This window comes from Pseudomonas sp. P4_C4 (assembly GCF_056402055.1).
The window spans coordinates 1-19,631 of the sequence record NZ_JBFUID010000088.1 but is presented as its reverse complement, the minus strand read 5'-3'; the positions used below and the strand labels follow the sequence as shown (position 1 = coordinate 19,631).

Below are 19,631 nucleotides of genomic sequence, written 5' to 3'. Positions count from 1 at the left end.
TGGCCGAGGATAAGCGCCGGTATCGACTCCTTGCAACGCTCGGGCTCCGGGCCTGACCGGCGGCTGCCGCTCAGGCCCGGGGCGGGCGAAAAGCCGCTGGCGTCAGACCCGTTCGCTGGCGCGCACGACAAACTTCTTGTGTTCGCCGACGTCCGCCGACAGCGCCTGGACATCGGTGTAGAACTGCTCGTACCAGCGGCGCAACTGATAGACCGGACCGTCGCCGTCGCACAGCAGCGGGTTGTCGACGCGGGTCTTGCTGTGCCAGATGGCCACGTCTTCGTAGAAGGCTGCCTGGGCTTGCGCCACGTAGGCCTTGGCCATTGCCTGGTTCTGCTCCTCAGTGAGCCCCGGGATCTTTTTCACCAGCACGCCGTAGCGCAGGGTGAAGCTGTCCAGATCGATCGGTACGTGGCAGTTGAGCAGGATCGAATGGATCGGCTGGCCGTTCATCGCGCCGTTCATTTCGGTGATCTGGTAGGCCGGGCCGAAATAAGTGGCTTCAGTGGTCAGTACGCTGTCGCCGGACAGGCGTTCGCTGCGGGCGCGCATGATCTGGGTGGCCAGGTGGCCTTCGAAAATGTTGATGAACTCATCGACCGGCGCGCCGTGTACGGTGCCGAAGTGCGCCATGTCGGCGATGTTGTCGATCAGTTCGCGGCAGTTGGTGCCAATCTGCAATTCGGCGACTTCCCAGGCCGCCCATTCGTCGTTGTAGCAGGCGTCGATGCGCGGAATGCGTTGTTCCGGCAGCGGCGGATTGCCTTCGGGGTCATTCCAGACGAACAGCAGCTGGTTCTCTTCCATGATCGGCCAGCTCTTGATCTTGGCCCGTGGCGGAATGCGCTTGGCATAGGGGATGTCATCGCACACGCCGTCGGCGCCCCAGCGCCAGGCGTGGAACGGGCAGCGGATCGAGTTGCCTTCAACGCAACCGGTGCTCAGGTCGGCACCCATGTGCGGGCAGTAGCCATCAAGAATATGCAGTTCGCCGTCTTCACCCTGGAACGCCACCAGACGGGTGCCGAACACCTCCAGGCGATGGGCCTTGCCGTCGCGGTATTGCGCGGCCAGGCCCAGGCAATGCCAGCCGCGGGCGTAATGGTCTTCCAGCAGTTTGGCTTCGATGCGGTGCAGGGTACTCATCTTATTATTCTCCCAAGGGATCACGGGTTTGGCGCATGTAACGGATTCTGCCGCCCCTGTAAAAGCAGGCATCGTCTGAATGGACGATGGCTGCTTCAAGCAGGCCCGCTCTACTGGCGCCATTGGACCCATGGCAGGAGTAGGCGATGAGTAATGAACAAGGGCCGGTAGCGGTGATTACCGGGGCCGCCAGTGGTATTGGCCGTGGCCTGGCCGAACACGCGGCGACGCTGGGCATGCGCCTGGTGCTGGCGGATCGGGATGCAGCGGGCCTGCAAGCCCTGTGCGAGGAGTTGCAGGCCCGCGGTGTGCAAGCGATTGCCTGCGTTACCGATGTCGGTGATGTAACGCAGGTCGAGCGCTTGCGTGACCGGGCTGTCGAGCACTTAGGCGGGGTCGACCTGCTGTTTAACAACGCCGGCGTGATGCAAACCGGCTTCAGCTGGGAAATCACCGAGGCGCAATGGCAGCGCCTGTTGAACGTCAACCTTAACGGTGTGATCAACGGCATTCGCAGCTTTGTGCCGCTGTTGCTCAGTCAGGGCCGGCCAGCACACGTGATCAACACGGCGTCCCTTGCCGGGCTGGTCAGCAGTCCGTTGATGGCACCGTACAACGTGACCAAGCAGGCTGTGGTTGCGCTCTCGGAAACCCTGCATTACGAACTCGCGATGATCGGTGCGCCGGTGTCGGTTTCGGTGCTGTGCCCGGGGCCGGTCGCCAGCGAAATCATGGCCTCGAACCAGGTGGTGGACACTGCCGGATCCGACTTCAGTCAACTGCTCGACAGCACCGTTCGCCAGGGCATGAGCCCGGCGGAACTGGCCGCGCAAGTGTTCGCCGCCGTGGCGCAAAAACGCTTCTGGATTCTGCCCCACAAGAGTTTCAAACCGGCCCTTGAGCGTCGAGTACAAAGCATCCTGGGCGAGACCAATCCGCAGTTTCAAATGACTGACGTAGAGGACGATGCCCATGCCGCTCGATAAGCAGATCGCCGGGGTTCTCCAGCAGTTTCGCGACCTCCCGGAGCCCGATTTCAGTCAGGTCGATGCCGCACAGTACCGGCAGTTCTCCGACAACCTGCTGCCGGCCATCCCCGGCGAACCGATGAGCGAGGTGCGCAAGCTGCGGGTGGCCGGTGCGGACGGTGATCTGGACGCACGGCTGTACCGGCCATCGGAAGAACCCAACCTGCCGTTACTGGTGTTTTTCCATGGCGGCGGATTTGTCATGGGCAATCTCGATACACACGACAATCTCTGCCGCTCGCTGGCCCTCCAGACCGAGGCGGTGGTGGTGTCGGTCGCCTACCGACTGGCCCCGGAACACCCGTTCCCGGCGGCGCCCCTCGATTGTTACGCGGCCACCTGCTGGCTGGTTGAGCAGGCGGCTGAACTGCGCGTCGATGGCAGCCGGTTGGCCGTGGCCGGGGACAGTGCCGGGGGAAATCTGGCGCTGGCGGTCAGTCAGTTGGCGGCACGATGCCAGGGGCCGAAGGTCAGTTATCAGTGCCTGTTTTACCCGGTCACCGATGCAGGTTGCAACAGTCAGTCCTTCGAAGACTTCGCCGAGAGTTATCTGCTTTCCGCCGGGATGATGCGCTGGTTCTGGCAGCAATATCTGCAAGACGTCGGGCAGGCGGATGATCCTTTGGCCTCGCCACTGCGTGCCGAGAGCCTGGCGGGGTTGCCGCCAACGACCCTGATTAGCGCCGAATTCGACCCATTGCGTGATGAAGGCGAGGCAATGGCCGAGTGCTTGCGCGAGGCTGGTGTGCCTGTGCGCGTCCAGCGTTGTGACGGCATGATCCACGGCTTTATCAGCATGGCGCCCTTTGTCGAAGGGGCGGCACATGCCTTGTCCGATGCGGCGGCCGACCTGCGCGGGGCACTCCAGTGAACGGCCTGGCTTTCAACACGGTACCGCAACTGATCGAGGCCATCGGCGCCGGGCAGATGGTGGTGATCACCGACGACGAACACAACGGCGAAGGCTCTTTGCTGATGGCCGCCGAACAGGCCGGGGCCGAGGCCGTCACGTTCATGGCGGTGCAGGCGCGCGGGCTGATTTGCCTGGCCCTGACCGAGCAGCGCTGCCGCGCGCTGGGCCTGGACCTGATGGTGCCCAACTCGCGGGCGCAACATGGCGTGGGTTTTACCCGCTCGATCGAAGCCGCCACCGGGGTGTCCACCGGCATCTCGGCGGCGGATCGGGCGCGCTCGATCCAGGTGGCGGTCGACCCGGCCAGCGTTCCGGCAGACCTGGTACAACCGGGGCATATCTTCCCGGTGCAGGCCTTGCCCGGTGGCGTGATGCAGCGGGCCGGACATGTCGAGGCCGCCTGCGACCTGACACGTCTGGCGGGCCTGCAACCGGCGGCAACGCTGGTGGGCATTCTCAACGAGGACGGCGAACTGGCCCGTGGTGCCGAGTTGCATGAATTCGCCCAACGGCATGGCCTGCGGATCGGCACCATTGCCGACCTGATTCACTACCGCATCCTGCATGAAGGCACGATCGAGCGCGGTGGCGAATACCCGCTGCATACCCGCCATGGCGAGTTCCAGGTGACCACCTATCAGGACACCTACCAGGGCGCGTTGCACCTGGCGCTGGTCAAGGGCCGGATCGACAGCACGCAACCGGTGCTGGTGCGGGTGCAAAGCATCGAGACGTTGCGCGATGCGCTGGGGTGTGAAAACGAGGGCGGGGCGCAACAGTGGACCCTCGAACGTTCGCTGGCCAGTATCGCAGCCGCCGGTAACGGCGTACTGGTGTTGCTGGCACAAAAGGAAACCGCCGAGGGCGTGCTCGAACAACTGCGTCAGCGCAACGCAGGCAAGCACCTGGCGTCACATTTTCCGCAACGGACCCTGGGCATCGGCGCGCAGATCCTGCGCGACCAGAACGTACGCAAATTGCGCCTGATGAGCTCGCCGGTGCCGTACAAGGCCGTGTCCGGATTCGATCTGGAAGTGACGGAATTCGTGCCGTTCCAGCCAGCAGTCTGAAGCCAACACAAAAACCTGTGGGAGCGAGCTTGCTCGCGATGGCAGAGTGTCGGTCGACATCTATTTTGAATGTGCTGGCCTCATCGCGAGCAAGCTCGCTCCCACAGGGTTAATGGGTGTATGCAATATGTGCGAGCAGCCGAAATCATTGTGGGAGCGAGCTTGCTCGCGATAGCTATCGATTGGTCACATCCAGTCAAAAGCTAACCCAACTCTCAAGCATCCACCGGTCTAGCCTTCCTCCTGAACTCACCATGGAGAGGGCAAAGGAATGCCGGATTTACCCGCCTCACATCGCCTGCGCACAGGCCGCTATCCCGAACCCAACAGAATTTACCTGCTGACGAGCAACACGCTGGACCGACAACCGGTTTTCAAGGATTTCGGTTTGGGCAGGCTGGTCGTCAAGCAATTTCAATATGCACAGGAACAATACTGGGCGAACTCTTTAGCCTGGGTTGTCATGCCCGATCATTTTCATTGGTTGATCGAGCTGCAGCAGTGCTCACTCAGTCAGCTGATGCAAAAAACCAAATCATTGAGTACGCGGGCCGTGAACATGTCCGTCGGACGTAAAGGCAGCCTTTGGCAGCAGGGCTATCACGATCGGGCGTTGAGGCGGGATGAGGATCTGGTGAAGCTTGCTCGATATGTTGTCGCCAACCCGTTACGCGCGGGGTTGGTGGAGAAGCTGGGCGATTATCCGCTGTGGGACGCGATATGGGTTTGATCCGTAACCGCGTTGCCACCATCGTCGGAACGCCGCCCGGAGCAAGCTCGCTCCCACAATGATTTTTGGATACCCGTAGATGTGTTGAATGTGCCGGCCTCATCGCGAGCAAGCTCGCTCCCACAATGGTTTTGTGATTAACACCGTTCCGCGCTGGATTAAGGCTTGATCCCGCGCAACATCTTCTTCGTCTGGTCCTGCACCGCCTCCGGCGCTGTCATGTTGCCGTCGATCACGGTGATCACCGCGTGGCCTTGCCATAGTTGATAGGCATCGGCCTTTTGCTGGACTTCGGTCGGTGTCGACGGCGGGGCCAGGTTGACGTGGACTACGCCGTCGGCGCCTCGCTGCGAGGTGAAGTTCACGCGATCCCAGTTGCCGATCGGCGCAAAGCTCACGCCTTTGACTTCATCGGGTTTCAGGGCCGGGTAGTTGAGGTTCAGGCCGCTGACACCCGGCAGGCCGAGTACGTTCAAATCACACTGATGTTTGTTCCTGGCGCAGGCCTGTCTGGCTTCTGTACCGGCCAGGCTCGCCTGTTCGATGACCTTCACGGCAAAGCGCGCCGTGTCGTCCATGGCGTCGAGGGTCTTGCGGTAGCCGGCCTGTTGGTCGCGGATGATCAGGTCCATGTCGATGCCCGTGGACACCGCCACCGCCGGAATCCCCTTGAACATCGCGCGCACGGCCGCGTTCAGGGTGCCGGACATCTGCGTCAGCGGGCCGACGTTTTCGCCGAAGTTGCTGCCCGACACCACCAGGTCTGGCGGCGAATCCTTGAGGATCACGTCGAGGCCGACGTTGACTGCATCCACCGGCGTGCCGATGGCGGAGGTTTTGCCGGCAGGTGCCGTGTAGCCCTCCGGTGGCCCGACGCAAAACTTGCCCGGCGCCAGTTCGGTCACCGCCAGGGCCTGGCCAGGCACGACCACGCTGGCCGCGCTGATGCCACTGCTGTCGTTCAACGGCCCGACCAGCGTGACCTTGTGCCCGGCGACAGTCAGGGCGCGGTACATCGCATCGATGCCGGGTGCGCGGCAGCCATCGTCGTTGGTCAGCAAAATGTTCAGGGCGTTGGCTTGCATCGACAGGCCAACGCTGGCCATGGCGATGATGCCGGCAAGGAGTTTGTTCATGGGGGAGTCTTCCGTGGGAGGAGCGGATTTGACAGAGCATGACGCCCCGACCAAATGAATCGGTCGGAGCGTCAGGGGTTTAGCGGGTGCCGAGTTGGCGCAGATTGCCAGGGGTGAATTCGTCTTCGGTGAAGGCGGTGGCATTGAGCTTGGCCGGTTTCTGATCGACCAGCATGCGGTCAACCAGGTAGGACCCGGCGATCAGGTCGTGGTAGATGCCGAGGCGAGCGTGGTAGCGCTGCATCTCGTAGGCGTAGATCGAAGTCTGCATGTTGGTGCGCCACAACTGGCCACGGCTGTCGTAGTTGTCGGCCAGGGTCGCGGACCAGCTGTCCTCGTCCAGGTACAGCACGCGCTTGGCGTACACGTGGCGGGCACCTTCCTTGAGGTCGGCCTGCAACACCCAGACGCGGTGCTTCTCGTAGCGCATGTACTGCGGATCGATGTGACCGGTGGTGGCCAGGATCTGGTCGGCCGTTACGCTTGGATCGTCGATCTTGTAGTTGTGGTACGGAATGTAGATCTCTTTCTTACCGACGATGGTCCAGTTGTAGCGGTCCGGTGCACCGTTGAACAAACGGTCTTCGTCGTACACGCGAAAACCTCCCGCACCTGTCGGCGAGTCGTAGCCCACGGTCGGCGCGCGACGTACCCGGCGTTGACCCGGGCTGTACTGCCAGGCCTGGCGGGGGGAGGAGGTCGGGTTGATGAATTCGTGACCGACCACGATCTCGCCTTTCTTGCGCACCGGTTCCAGGGTGGTGATCAGGAAGTTGGTGAGCACACCGTTGGCCGTCTCCAGGGATTTGTCCGGACTGGACCAGATCGAGAAGATCTTGTAGTTGACCTCTTCGAGCACCTTTTCCTTGTTGGCGTACACCACCGCCTGGCCGTAGTTGGCCTCTTCAGTGTTGGCGCGCGACTGCAAGGTATGGTTGAACATCAACTCGCTGCCGTTCTTCGGGATCGGGAACGGCGAGGCACCCCAGGCGTTTTTCGTGTCGTTGTTGTCATTGTCGAGTTCGGCAGTGACGGCGTTTTTCTTGATCAGGTCTTCCATGCGCTGATCGAGGCGGAAGTCGCGGTGGCTCGGGTACACCGGGATCTTGAAGGTATCAGGGTAACGCTTGAGCAACGCTTTCTGGCCATCGGTCAGGTTGCCTGCGTACTTGTCCATGTTCTTCGAATCGATCACGAACAGTGGTTTTTCCGCGGCGTACGGGTCCGGGTACGGCGTACCGGGGCCGGCGTACTTGAGACCCGGTGGCAGACCGCGCCATTTGCCGGACCAGGCCGGGATGCTGCCGTCGGCGTTGCCGGCTTTTTCGGCGCCCATCGGGGTCAGGTCCTGGCCCAGACGGGCGGCTTCCTCGGGGCTGACCTTGGCGTAGGCCAGGCCACTGCCGAGCAGGCCGACGGTCAGCGCGGTGCTCAATAATGTTTGGGTGAATCTGGACATGCTGTGCTCCTCCGACAGGGGAATCAGAACCGGTACTTGAAGTTGAGCGCGACGTTGTCGCGGTCGGCCAACGGGCTGTTGTTGGCGTTGCCGAGGTAGGCGTTGTAGCGGGCCTCGACGGTGAAGTTGCCCAGGTAGCGCCACGAACTGCCGATGCTGGCGCGGTTATCGTTCTGGCCGGCGTTGATCGAGCCGACCATCGAGCTGTCGCCGTGGGCGGCGGCGCTGAAGGTGACAGGCACCGACATGTCCCATCCGCTGAACACGTTGTTGTAGTCAAAGTTCGCCTGCACCGTGTAGCCCCAGGCATCGCGGTCATAGACCAGGCTGTCGGTTCCCGGCAGCGCGAAGCCAGGGGCCAGGGTCACTGGCTGCGACTTGTCGTTGCTGACCACGGTGTTGTAGACCACTTCGCCGGTCAGGCTGGTGTTGTCGGCGAAGAAGGTCGGGCCGAGCACGTAGATCATCGACGTTTGCGCTTGCACGGTCTTGCCGCGCACGGGGCTGGAGAAACCGTTGTCGACCATTACCGGCGTACCGTCGCGGTAGCTGACTTCACCGGCCCAGCTGACGTCGCCCAGCACCGTGGCGAAACTCGCGCCGAACAGGTCGATGTTGTCGAAGTAGCGCACCTGATAGCGGCCCAGGGTCGATGCGAAGTCCAGCGACGGGGTCTTGTCGTGATAACGCGCGTAGTAGATGCCGAACTCGGTGTTGTTCAGCGACTCGGCGGCGTAGGTGAAGGCCAGACCGTACTGGCCGCTGTCGCTCGGTTTGTCGTCCTTGAGGCGGGTGACGAAACCGGAGGCGTCGTTGAAACCACCCTCATCGATGAAGTCGGTGGTGGAGAAGTAGCTACCCACGCCGAACAACTCGGTTTTCTCCCACTTGTATTGGTAGTAGGCCTGGATACCCAGGCTTTCGGTCAGGGCGAACTGGGTGAACAGTTGGCCGACCGGCAGCAGGATTTCCTTGACCTCGACGCCCGGAGTGGTCGCCTTGGTCGCGTCCACCGGGCTCTGGGCCGCGGAAATACCCGGGTAGAACAGGCTTTCACCCCAGCTCACCACCTGGTTACCCAGGCGCGCGTTGAGGGCGTGGCCGCTCACGTCCCAGGTGCCATAGGCGTAGTAATCGAGCATGCGCAATTCATTGCGATGCTGGTCGATGGTGTCCTGGGAGAAACGGTCGGGCTGGCTGCAATGGCCGCCGGCGAAGCAGTTCGAGGTACCGGTGGTGTTGTCGTTGTCCTGATCGTAGACGTTGTCATAGAAGCCCGTCGCCCGGACGAACACGCCGTAGTCGTCCTGCCACTTGATGTTGGCTTCGGTGAGAAAGCCGCTGCGGTTGTTGATCAGGCTGCCTTTGTCGAACGCGTTGTCGCCGTCGTTGCCGTTAGCGTTCGCGGTCAGTTTGTGATCGCGAGCCTCGGTCCGCCAGGCGAGGCTGTACGTCAGAGTGGTGTCCCAGTCGATGCTCAAGTCTTCGCTTGGCTGAAAGCTCATGGCGTTAACGTGAGCGCTCAATCCGCCAGCCAGCATCAATAGAACAAGCTGTGTGCGAGGGTGCTGTGTTGGTGGGGCGATTATTGTTTTTATCATGTCGTCCTCATGGCCCAGGTCAGACCTGCCCGACCTGCATTTCAGGGGGGATGATTGGTGCTGTGGGCGACTATGGAGTCGCGACTTGCGTGCAACATCGTCCAAGCGGACTAAGCGATTTGTACGGGAACGGCGGATTGCTGTAGGAGCTGCCGAAGGCTGCGATCTTTTGATCTGGCTCTTAAAAGATCGCAGCCTCGTTTCACTCGACAGCTCCTACAGGGGATCAGGTGCGCTCCGGTCTGTGGCTTAGTCCCATCGGACGATGAACGCCCGGCGCGCGCGGCGAACAATCCCGAGACCGACTGCACCGGGCGAAGATCCGGCGGAGGCGGTTTCTGCCTGATGGGCGCTGAACAAGGGTGATCGCATGAACGCTGCCGGGATCAAATGGGACGAGTGCTGTGATGTGTTGGTGATAGGCTCGGGAGCCGGGGGCATGACCGCTGCGCTGCGCGCTCATGACCTGGGGTTGAATGCGTTGCTGATCGAAAAGAGCGGCGAGTACGGCGGCACCTCGGCGGTGTCCGGTGGCGGCATCTGGATCCCCAACAACCACCGGATCAACGCCATCGGCGGCAGTGATTCGGCGGCCGAAGCGATTGCCTACATCCGCGCCGTGACCCGCGGCGAGATCGACGACGGGCGCATTGAAGCCTATGTCGAGCACGGCCGGGAGATGGTCGAGTACCTGGAAAAACACACCCGCGTGCGCTTCGAGGCGCAACCGCGCTACGCCGATTACTACCCGGAAGTCGAGGGCGGCAAACCGGGCTATCGTTCGATGGATCCGCAACCGTTCGATGCCGCTGAACTCGGCGAAGAATTTTTGCGCATGCGCGCTCCGTCCCCCGGCACCCTGATGATGGGGCGCATGGCTATGACCATGAAAGAGGCGCAAGTGTTGCTGTGCCGCGGCCCCGGCTGGTTACGCCTGACCCTGCGGGTGATGTGGCGCTACTGGCGTGATCGCGAGGGGCGGCGTTTGTCCCGTCGCGATCGTTTCCTGACCCTGGGCAATGCCTTGATCGGTGCCTTGCGCTGTTCGTTGCAGGATCGCGGCAAGTCGCTGTGGCTCGACTGTGCGCTGGAAGAACTGCTGCTGGTCGGCGACCGGGTCGGCGGGGCGCGGGTCAATCGCAACGGTCAGTTGCTCAACGTCAAGGCGCGCTACGGGGTGATCATCGCTGCCGGTGGTTTCGAGCGTAATCAGGCTATGCGTGAGCAGTACCTGCCGCAGCCGTCCCAGGCGAACTGGAGTGCCACGCCGCCGAACAATACCGGCGACGGCATTCGCGCCGGCCAGGCCATCGGCGCGCGGACCGCGTTGATGGAACACAGCTGGTGGGCGCCGACCACTTACGTCAAGGGCGAAGAAAAGCAGCGTGCGTTGTTTGTCGAGCGCACCTTGCCGGGGTGCGTGATGGTCAATGCGGCGGGGGAGCGTTTCGTAAACGAAGCTGCGCCCTACACCGATATCGTTTATGCGATGTACGCCAATAACCGCGAAGGTGCTGCGAGCGTGCCGTGCTGGATGGTGTTCGACGCCGAGTTCCGCCGCAAATATCCGTGCGGCGCCTTGCTGCCGGGCTATGCCCAGCGCGATTGGCAATTGCCCGAGCACCTGCGCGACTACTTCCACAAGGCGTCGAGCCTGGAAGAATTGGCGACGAAAATCGGCGTCGACGCGGGCGGGTTGGTGCGCACCGTGCAGCGTTTCAACGGCATGGCCGTGCTGGGTGTCGACGAGGATTTCCACAAGGGCGAATCGCTGTTCGATCGCTACTACGGCGACCCCAACGTGCAACCCAATCCGTGCCTGGCGCCGTTGCTCAAAGGGCCATTCTACGCCGTGCGCATCGACGCCGGAGACATCGGCACCAAGGGTGGCCTGCTGACCGACGTGCACGCCCGCGTGTTGCATGAAGACGGCGAACCGATCAACGGCCTGTACGCCATCGGCAACAGCGCCGCCTCGATGATGGGCCGCACCTATCCGGGCGCCGGTTCGACCATCGGCCCGGCCATGACCTTCGGTTACCTGGCGGCCAATCACATCAAGCGCCAGAGCGAAACCGCTGCGGCCAAGACCTTGTTCGGGAGTGTCGAATGAATCACCCACGTCAACAGATCGCTGTCGTTACCGGCGCCAGTCGCGGAGTGGGGCAGGGCATCGCCTTGGCCCTTGGGGCGGCCGGCATGACCGTGTACGTCACTGGCCGCGCCCCGACGCAGGGCGGATCGAATTTGTACGGGCATGCCTTGCGCGGTTCGCTGGAGGACACCGCCGCTGCGATTACTGCCGCCGGCGGACGCGGTATCGCGGTGGTCTGTGATCACGCCGATGATGCGCAAGTCGAGGCGTTGTTTGCGCAGGTCGAAAAGGAATGCGGGCATCTGGATTTGCTGGTGAATAACGTAGCGTTCATCCATGACCAGTTGATCGAACCGGGACCGTTCTGGGTGAAGCCGCTGGACCTGGTGCGCATTCTCGACGTCGGCCTGCGCTCGGCCTACATCGCCAGCTACTACGCGGCACCGCTGTTGCTGAAAAGTACTCAAGGCCTGATTTGCTTCACGTCGTCATTCGGCGCCGGGTGCTACATGCATGGCCCGGCGTACGGCGCGCAAAAGGCCGGCGTCGACAAGCTGGCGGCCGACATGGCGATCGATTTCGAAGGGCAGGGCGTGGCGGCGTTGTCGCTGTGGCTCGGCCCGCAACTGACCGAACGCACCAGGATTGCCGGCGAGCAGCATGGCGAGCAGTACCAGGCGTTTCTGGCCCACGCCGAAACCCCGCAATTCAACGGGCGGGTGATTCATGCCTTGCTCAATGACCCGCAGTTGATGGCGTTGACCGGGCAGACCCTGATCACCGCCGAAGTCGCGCCGGGTTATGGCATCAGCGAAGCCGAAGGCCGCCAGCCACCGTCCTATCGTGCCATGCTCGGCGACCCGCGCCAGCAGCATCCGGCGCGGGTGGTCTGACTCGGTAGCAGGTAAAACATAAAACCCTGTGGGAGCGAGCTTGCTCGCGATGACGGCAGAACATTCAACATCTATGTCGACTGACCTGACGCTATCGCGAGCAAGCTCGCTCCCACAGTTGATCTGTGTCGGACGCGAAGTCTGTGTACACCCTCGAACACTGTGGGAGCGAGCCTGCTCGCGATGAGGCCGGTACAGTCAGCATTGATGTCGACTGACACACCATCGCGAGCAGGCTCGCTCCTACAGGGTTTGCGTTTAGTCGGTTGGCTGCAGTGCCCACTCGCGCAACACATTCTTCGTCACTTTGCCCGCCGCATTGATCGGCATGCTCTGCAATACCTGCACCCGGCGCGGAACCTTGTAGTTGGCCATCTGCTCACGGCACCAGGCGAGGAACTGCGCCTGCTCGATTTCCATCCCGGGCGCGGGCAGCAGGAACGCCATCGCCACCTCACCCATGCGCTCATCGGGAATCCCGATCACCGCTGCCTGGGCCACGCCCGGATAGGTCAGCAGACACTGTTCGATCTCTGCCGGGTACACATTGAAGCCGCCGGTGATGAACATGTCCTTGAGGCGGTCGGTGATGCGCAGGTAACCCTGTTCGTCGAGCATGCCGATGTCGCCGGTGTGCAGCCAGCCGTCGGCATCGAGTATTTCCTGGCTGGCTTCAGGATTGTTGAGATAGCCCTGCATCAGGTTGTAGCCGCGAATCTGCACTTCACCGGGAATGTTCGCCGGCTGGCTGCGACCGTTGTTGCCGACACAGCGTACTTCTACCCCCGGCATCGCCCGGCCGCTGGTGTTGGCGACCAGTTCCGCAGAGTCGCCGGCGCGGCAGATCGTGGCGAAACCGCAGACCTCCGTCAGGCCATACGCGGTGACGATGGTGGCGAATCCGAGTTCGTCGCGCATGCGGTGGATCATCTCCACGGGGATTGCCGCCGCCCCGGTCACCGCCACGCGCAAGGAGCTCAGGTCGAATTCACTGCGTTGCGGATGGGCCAGCAACGACTGATACAACGTCGGCGGCCCGGGCAACACGCTGATGCGTTCGCGCTGCACGCATTCGAGCACGGCCTGCACGTCGAACACTTGCTGCGGCAGGAGGGTGCAGCCACGCATCAATGCGGCCAGCCAACCGGCCTTGTAGCCGAAGGAATGGAAGAACGGATTGACGATCAGGTAGCGATCGCTCTCGCGCAAGCCGACGATATCGCTCCAGTCGCGCACGATTCGCAGGTTCTGGCCGTGGCTGGTCATCACGCCTTTGGGCTTGCCGGTGGTACCCGAAGTGAACAGCACATCGGACAAGGCTTGCGGGCCGACGCTTTGCTCGCGGCTGCGCAAGGCCAGTTGCGGCACGTCGGCCGCCAGATCCATAAACCGCTCCCAAGCCAGGGTGCCCGAATTGGCGCCGCGCAGACTGACGATGTGACGCAGCTCAGGCAGGTCTTCCGACGCCAGCATGCCGGGGTAGTCCGCGCCGAGGAATTCACCGATGGCAAACAGCACGCAGGTGCCGCTTTCGCGCAGGATGTAGCCGACCTCGCTGCCCTTCATCCGGGTATTGAGCGGCACCAGGGCGGCGCCGACACACTGCAGGGCGCCGGCGGCGACGATCCACTCCCACACGTTGGGCGCCCAGATCGCCACGCGGTCCCCGACCTGTACGTCGAGGGCCAGCAGTGCGCGGGCAGCCTGGCGGCGCAGTTGGTCCAGTTGTCGGTAGCTGATGACGTGGCCCGCGTCCTCGATGGCCGGGCGGTCGCCGTAGGCCTGGGCAGCGTTGGCGAACAGTTGAGCGATGGTCAGTGCGGTGGCGACAGGCGGCATGGGGCCTCCCCGGTTAGAAGACAAGTACGAAAAAGGGAGTAGGCCGGGCAGGGCGCCCGGCCGGATTGCGAATTACTGGGCGGGTGGGGCGAAACGGCGACCGGCGGAAAAACCACCGTCCACGGCGATCATCTGGCCGCTGACGAAGGATGCTTCGTCCGAGGCCAGGAACAGCGCGACGTTAGCCACTTCTTCCGGCTGCCCGGAGCGGCTGAGCATGTGCTGCGAGGCGAAGAAGGCGTGGAACGCGTCATTGTCACGGACCATGCTGGTCATCGGCGTTTCGATCAGGCCCGGGCACAGACCGTTGACGCGAATGTTGGCGTAGCCGTAGTCGATGGCCATCGAGCGGGTCAGCTGGTTGATGCCGCCCTTGGATACGTTATAGGCCACGTTGCCATCGCAGCCTTGCAGGCCGAAGATCGAACCGACGTTGATGATCGAACCACCACGCTGCTCAACCATCGATTCCAGCGCGTATTTGCTGGTGAGCATGCTGCCGGTCAGGTTGATGTCCATCACCCGTTGCCAGGCAGCGGTAGTGGTCTGGGTCACGCTGCCCTGGTCGGCGACGCCGGCGGCGTTGACCAGTACGTCGATGCGCCCGAAGCGGCTGATGACTTCTTGCATGACCTGCTGCACCTGCGCTTCGTCGCGCACGTCCAGGGTCATGAACAGGCCGGGAAAGTCTGCCGGTGCGCTACCGATGTCCAGCCCGACCACTTGCGCGCCTTCGGCGGCGAAACGGCGCACGCAGGCCAGACCGATCCCCGAAGCACCGCCGGTGACCACCGCAACCTTATTCTGCAAACGAGCCATAACTGCACCTCTTTTATTGTTGTGGGCTAATGCTGGGGCCGAGTCTAACTGCAGACCGGGCCCGAGTGATCGTCCGTTGAGACTAAGCAATAGATCCCCCGTCTGGCGCATTTCAACTGTAGGAGCGAGCCTGCTCGCGAAAAACGTCCGGGCACCGCGTTCATTCAGAAAGGGCGCATTATCGTTGACGTCCATCGTCGGAACGCCGCCCGGAGCCGGCTCGCTCCTACAGGGGGATGCGTATCTTCAATCCGGGAATTTCAGGCGTACCCGGGCACCCGTCGGTCGGCTCTGGCAGGCCAGTGTCCAGCCGTCGGCCAGTTCCTTGGGCGTCAGCACATCGTTGCGCGCCAACTGAACCTCACCTTCCTTGACCACGCACATGCAGGCCCCGCAAAAACCTTCTTCACAGGACGATGGCACGTCCAGGCCGGCCGCTTTGCAACTTTGCAGCAAGGTATCGCCGGGCTGGCAGGCGATTTCGTGTTGTTCGCCATCGAGCTCGACGATCAGCGCTTCGCACTGCGACCCCATCGCTGCCTCGCGGGCGAGGGCTTCTTCGGCCAACAGCTCGTCGGGGTCCGGTGGTGAGACGAAACGTTCGACATGAATGCGCTCCGCCGCTTCGCCCAGCGCCAGCAGCGTGCGCTCCACGGTGTCCATGAACGGTCCCGGCCCGCAGATGAAGTAGTCGCCGCCGGCTGATCCGCGCAGCAGATTACGGACCTGATGGTCCGTCAGGAAACCCTGCACCGAATCGAGGACGTGCACCACGTGCAGTTGATCAGGATGCGCCTTGATCAACTGGCACAGCTCGTCCTTGAAAATCACCGACGCTTCATCGCGGTTGGCGTAGATCAACTTGATCGGCCGCCGACTGCTGTGCAGCACCGATTTGAGAATGGAAAACACCGGGGTGATGCCCGAACCGCCCCCGAACAGGACCAGGGGCTTTTCGGTGTCCGCCTGCGGGTCCAGGCAGAAATGCCCGGCCGGTGGCAGCACTTCCAGCCAGTCGCCGACCTGCACTTCGTTCATCCAGTTCGACACCCGGCCACCGTCGACCCGTTTCACCGTGACCTTGGGCAGCGCGTCCGCGAGGGGCGAGCTGGCCATGGAATAGCAGCGGGTCAACAGTTTGCCGGCCAAGGGCACGCGAAAACTCAGGAACTGGCCCGGTTTGTAGCGAAAGCGCTCACGCAGGTTTGGCGGTATGTCCAGCACCAGCGAGCGCGCGTCAGCGGTCTCGTCGATCACCGCGCACACTTGCAATGAGACGCTTGCCGTCGTGTGTTCGGCCAGGGTCAGGTTCTGTTGTTGCGTGCCCATGTTCACCTCGGCCTCAGAGCCCGCTGATCAGTTGGGCGTTGTCGACGCGGATCTCGGCACCGTTGACGAACCGCGACTCGTCGGCGGCAAGGAACAGCACCACGTTGGCAATGTCCCGTGGCGCGGCCATGCGGTTCATCGGGTCCTGGTCCAGCGCTTCCTGCGGGATCGGCTGACCACCGGCGAGGGCCTGGGTCATCGGCGTGTTCACGCCATCCGGGTGCACGCTGTTGCAGCGGATGCGGTAGCCCTGCTGCTTGCAGTGCAAGGCAATGGAACGGGTCATCGCCGCCACCGCACCTTTGGACGCCGAGTAGGCGCAGAACATCGGCATGGCGCCTAATGCTGCGACCGACGACATGTTGATGATCGAACCACCACCGGTTTCCTTCATGGCCTGGATCGCGTACTTGCAGCCGAGGAAGTAGCCCTCGCCGTTGATCTTCTGCACTTTCTGCCACAGTTCCAGCGTGGTGTCTTCGATGCTGCCCAGCGCGAGGATCGCGGCGTTGTTGACCAGCACGTCGAGGCGGCCGAAGTGTTCGACGGTGGTCTTGACCACCTGTTGCCAATCGCTTTCGCTGGCGATGTCGTGGCGGATGAACAGCGCGTTGGCGCCGATTTCCGCAGCCACCTGGCGACCGGCCTCTTCATTGAGGTCGGTCAGTACCACTTTGGCGCCTTCGCGGGCCAGCAGCAGGGCGTCTTCGCGACCGATGCCGCTGGCGGCGCCGGTGATGATGCAGACTTTGCCTTCTACACGTTGCATTGTTGTTCTCCTGATCGTGCGGTTTGAAGTGCGAATTGGTCGGCCACGTGGGCGGCTGCCCGGCGACCGGAATAAATGCAGTCGGCCAGGGACAGGCCGGAGACATACAGGTTGGAGGCGACCCCGACCGCATTGCGGCCGGCGCTGTAGAGACCGTTTATTGGCTGGCCGGCGTGGTCCAGCACCCGACCGCTGTCCTCGCAGACCTTCAGCCCGCCCAGGGTGATGACCGGGCAGGGGAAGAGTTTGCTGTCGAAAGACAAGTCGAGGGCGTACCACGGGCCTTGGTCGAGGTCGGTGAGCATGGTGGCGGATTTGCCGAACTCGTCGGCGACCTCACCGCGTGCTGCGCGGGAATAGCGTTCGACACTTTGGCGCAGCAGTTCGGGCGGCAGGTTGCAGCGTTTGGCCAAGCCGGCGAGGCTGTTGCTGCGCTTGGCGTTGAACAGCAGATTGAGCAGCACCGGCAGACGCTGGAAATTCCAGACTTTGCCGGGGCCGACCTGGCTGAGTGCTTCTCGAACCAGCGCCCGATTGAGTATCAGAATGGCGCGGCCATCCTGTTCTTCGACCATGGCGTGGCCGAGGGTCGCGCCGTAGATTTCTTCGTTGGCATAACGCTGTCCGCGAGCATTGACGATCAGCCCGCGAGCCCAGGCCAGTGGCGGGTTGATGAAACGCCAGGCGCTGACCTTGTCCATCCGCGCCACGCTGCCGCCAGCACTTTGGCCAAGGGCGATGCCGCTGCCGTTGCAACCGGTGGCGCCCAGCGGCAGACCGGCCAGGTACTGCGGCGCGTGTTGGCGCACCAGATCGCGATTGAAGATAAAACCGCCGCTGCTCAGCAACACCGCCTGTTCGGCGCGAATCAATTGCCGAATGGCGCTGGTCTGTTCGATGCGACGCTGACGGGCGCGCAAGCGGTCGGCCAACGCCGGAGCGTACATATGAATGGCGGCGGCCCAGCGTGACAGACGCGCATGTTGTTCGGCGGCGCGGCTACCCGACGGCAATTGCCAGGCTTCGACACCGAGGACCTTGTCGTCGAGGTCGAGCACCAGTCGCCGCACTTCGCACTGGCTGCGCAGGCGCGCGCCGTGACGCAAGGCGCTGGCCTTGAGCGGGGCGAACAGGCTGGCGCCGGACATGCCCGGGCCTTTGGTGCGGTGTCCACGGGGCGTCGGCTTGGCGCTGGCGGCATAGGCCGGCACGGCTTCGTTGCCGGAGTAATAGAGGTAGTACTGGTCACTCGGGTACGAGGTTTTGTGCGGCGGGACGCTTGCCTCGAACGCCGCGCCTTGACGCTCCAGCCAGGCCAGTTGCTCGCGGCTGCCTTCACAGAACGCCCGCAATGTCTCGTGGCTGACGGCCTCGCCGACTTCTTGACGCAGGTAATTGAACATGGCTTCGCTGGTGTCTTCATAGCCAGCCTGATGCTGATACGGCGTACCGCCGCCGGCATAGACCACGCCACCGCTCAGCGCCGTGGCGCCGCCGCCTTCGAAGCGATCCAGTGCGAGCACCGACAGGCCGCGAGTGCTGGCTTCGATGGCGGCACAGGCGCCGGCTCCGCCAAACCCGACGATCAGCAAATCGCAACGGTCATCCCATGGCAACTGGTCGGCGCTGTTCACTCGCAACGCCGTCAACCCGTTCACGCCGTCCATGTCCAGGCCTCAGCCGGCTACAGCGAAGGAAGGAGAGGGTTTGGCGGTGGTGGTGTAGCTGCCGTCGAGGTAGACCAGCGGGGTGATGGCGTCAGTGGTGTGAATCTGCAGGATGCGCCCGATGAATACGGTGTGGGTGCCGTAGCTGAAGTGGCCGTCCTGGCGGCAGAGGATCGCCGACTGTGCGTCACCCAGGTAAGGAATGCCGCCCGGGCTGGTCAGCCAGTTGCCACGGTCGAAGCGTGCTTCGCCCTTGATCGCGCCGCTGCACAGGTTGGCCAGGTCTTGTTGTTCGACGCCGAGGATGTTGACGCAGAAGTCGGCGCCGGTCGCCAGTGCAGCGTGGGGCGAGGCGGTCTTGTTGACGCAGATGAGCAGCGATGGCGGCTCGGTGCTCAGCGAGTCGACCGCGGTGGCGGCCATGGCGAAGCGTTCGGAGCCGTTGCTGGTGCTGATAATGGTGACTGACTTGGCCAGGCGGCGCATGGCCTGGAGCATGTCGGCTTTGAGATTGACGTCGTTCATCGCACTGGGCCTTTTTGTTGGTTGGGGAGTGCGATGGATTCTTGCTCTGACGTCCAGTCGTCACATCGTCCGAGGGGACTAGGCCTTGGCGGCCTCTGGGCCGACCAGGCTCTTGGTTGATGGAGTACATATCCGTTGCTGCGGTAACGGCCGCTTATGGTTCCGCTCTTACAGCGGGTCACTTTTGGCAAACGCCCCAAAAGTAACCAAAAGGTCTCGCCCCTTACGTACGGCCCCTCGCTTAGGCTCGGCGTTCCTTCGCTCCGGTATTCATCCGGGGGCATTGCCCTCCGGTCGGCTGCGCTTCGACCTACATGCAATGAGTTCGACTGCGTCGAACGGCGCTGCGCGCCCATCCCCGGATGAACACCTCCACTCGGCCTCACGAGGGGGCGTGTACCGCAAAAGCGTCCGAGGCGGCCTACCGGCCGGCCTGTTTGCTGGGGTCGTTCGTCTGTGATGTACCCAGTCGGCTGAAAGGCCGTCATCGCGAGCAAGCTCGCTCCCACAGAACAGCAAAAGCACAGCAGCCCACACCACCGCGTCGCTTCTCACCACTCATCAGGCCGAGCGTTAGCTCGCCTGCAGCTTTTGATCTTGATCCACCCGCCC

The 19,631-nt window shown here is 62.8% G+C and carries 16 protein-coding genes; 6 read left to right on the top strand and 10 right to left on the bottom strand.

Annotated features, from left to right (window positions below):
* Positions 1–102: 102 nt before the first annotated feature.
* The gene (locus tag AC1DXW_RS28830) at positions 103–1,146 is read right to left on the bottom strand and encodes a 3-ketosteroid-9-alpha-monooxygenase, oxygenase component (RefSeq protein WP_477760776.1); all 1,044 of its coding nucleotides are present in this window, start codon (positions 1,144–1,146) and stop codon (positions 103–105) included.
* Between the two features lie 146 nt (positions 1,147–1,292).
* Between AC1DXW_RS28830 and AC1DXW_RS28825 the strand changes: the two genes are divergently transcribed.
* The 4 genes from AC1DXW_RS28825 to AC1DXW_RS28810 all read left to right on the top strand — a co-directional run bounded on the left by AC1DXW_RS28825 (position 1,293) and on the right by AC1DXW_RS28810 (position 4,887).
* Entirely contained in the window at positions 1,293–2,132 is an 840-nt protein-coding gene (locus tag AC1DXW_RS28825) for an SDR family NAD(P)-dependent oxidoreductase (RefSeq protein ID WP_477756060.1), read from the top strand.
* A complete protein-coding gene (locus tag AC1DXW_RS28820) occupies positions 2,119–3,045 on the top strand; it encodes an alpha/beta hydrolase (protein ID WP_477756061.1) in 927 nt (308 codons plus the stop codon). Before AC1DXW_RS28825 ends, AC1DXW_RS28820 begins: the two co-directional genes overlap by 14 nt.
* On the top strand, positions 3,042–4,157 hold the full coding sequence (locus AC1DXW_RS28815) for a 3,4-dihydroxy-2-butanone-4-phosphate synthase (protein ID WP_477756062.1): 1,116 nt from the start codon (positions 3,042–3,044) through the stop codon (positions 4,155–4,157). The genes AC1DXW_RS28820 and AC1DXW_RS28815 overlap by 4 nt, the downstream gene beginning before the upstream one ends.
* Positions 4,158–4,428: 271 nt before the next feature.
* Entirely contained in the window at positions 4,429–4,887 is a 459-nt protein-coding gene (locus tag AC1DXW_RS28810) for an REP-associated tyrosine transposase (protein ID WP_477756063.1), read from the top strand.
* A gap of 158 nt (positions 4,888–5,045) precedes the next feature.
* On the opposite strand, the gene surE is transcribed toward AC1DXW_RS28810, so the two are convergent.
* From surE to AC1DXW_RS28795, 3 genes are all read right to left on the bottom strand, one after another.
* Positions 5,046–6,023 carry a 5'/3'-nucleotidase SurE gene (gene surE, locus AC1DXW_RS28805; RefSeq protein WP_477760775.1) on the bottom strand — a complete coding sequence of 326 codons (978 nt, stop codon included), beginning with the start codon at positions 6,021–6,023 and terminating at the stop codon, positions 5,046–5,048.
* Between the two features lie 79 nt (positions 6,024–6,102).
* On the bottom strand, positions 6,103–7,482 hold the full coding sequence (locus AC1DXW_RS28800; protein ID WP_477755063.1) for a DUF1329 domain-containing protein: 1,380 nt from the start codon (positions 7,480–7,482) through the stop codon (positions 6,103–6,105).
* 23 nt (positions 7,483–7,505) lie between these two features.
* Positions 7,506–9,023: a DUF1302 domain-containing protein gene (locus tag AC1DXW_RS28795; protein ID WP_477755062.1), complete on the bottom strand. Its 1,518-nt coding sequence runs from the start codon at positions 9,021–9,023 to the stop codon at positions 7,506–7,508.
* 430 nt (positions 9,024–9,453) lie between these two features.
* Here AC1DXW_RS28795 and AC1DXW_RS28790 point away from each other — a divergent pair, with 430 nt between their 5' ends.
* A complete protein-coding gene (locus AC1DXW_RS28790; RefSeq protein ID WP_477755061.1) occupies positions 9,454–11,196 on the top strand; it encodes an FAD-binding protein in 1,743 nt (580 codons plus the stop codon).
* Positions 11,193–12,071 carry an SDR family NAD(P)-dependent oxidoreductase gene (locus tag AC1DXW_RS28785; RefSeq protein WP_477755060.1) on the top strand — a complete coding sequence of 293 codons (879 nt, stop codon included), beginning with the start codon at positions 11,193–11,195 and terminating at the stop codon, positions 12,069–12,071. Before AC1DXW_RS28790 ends, AC1DXW_RS28785 begins: the two co-directional genes overlap by 4 nt.
* A 258-nt stretch (positions 12,072–12,329) precedes the next feature.
* Here AC1DXW_RS28785 and AC1DXW_RS28780 read toward each other — a convergent pair whose 3' ends face one another.
* The 6 genes from AC1DXW_RS28780 to AC1DXW_RS28755 all read right to left on the bottom strand — a co-directional run bounded on the left by AC1DXW_RS28780 (position 12,330) and on the right by AC1DXW_RS28755 (position 19,019).
* Positions 12,330–13,910: a FadD3 family acyl-CoA ligase gene (locus tag AC1DXW_RS28780; protein WP_477760774.1), complete on the bottom strand. Its 1,581-nt coding sequence runs from the start codon at positions 13,908–13,910 to the stop codon at positions 12,330–12,332.
* 72 nt (positions 13,911–13,982) lie between these two features.
* Complete coding sequence (locus AC1DXW_RS28775) at positions 13,983–14,729, bottom strand: SDR family NAD(P)-dependent oxidoreductase (protein ID WP_477760773.1); 747 nt, start codon at positions 14,727–14,729, stop codon at positions 13,983–13,985.
* Between the two features lie 246 nt (positions 14,730–14,975).
* Positions 14,976–16,058 (bottom strand): 2Fe-2S iron-sulfur cluster-binding protein, encoded by a 1,083-nt coding sequence (locus AC1DXW_RS28770; RefSeq protein WP_477755057.1) that lies wholly within the window; start codon positions 16,056–16,058, stop codon positions 14,976–14,978.
* Positions 16,059–16,071: 13 nt separating this feature from the next.
* Positions 16,072–16,827 carry a glucose 1-dehydrogenase gene (locus tag AC1DXW_RS28765; protein WP_150759511.1) on the bottom strand — a complete coding sequence of 252 codons (756 nt, stop codon included), beginning with the start codon at positions 16,825–16,827 and terminating at the stop codon, positions 16,072–16,074.
* Positions 16,815–18,494, bottom strand: coding sequence for an FAD-binding protein (locus AC1DXW_RS28760; protein WP_477755056.1), 1,680 nt, complete (start codon positions 18,492–18,494; stop codon positions 16,815–16,817). Before AC1DXW_RS28760 ends, AC1DXW_RS28765 begins: the two co-directional genes overlap by 13 nt.
* Positions 18,495–18,503: 9 nt before the next feature.
* A complete protein-coding gene (locus AC1DXW_RS28755) occupies positions 18,504–19,019 on the bottom strand; it encodes a flavin reductase family protein (RefSeq protein WP_477755055.1) in 516 nt (171 codons plus the stop codon).
* Positions 19,020–19,631: the final 612 nt, after the last annotated feature.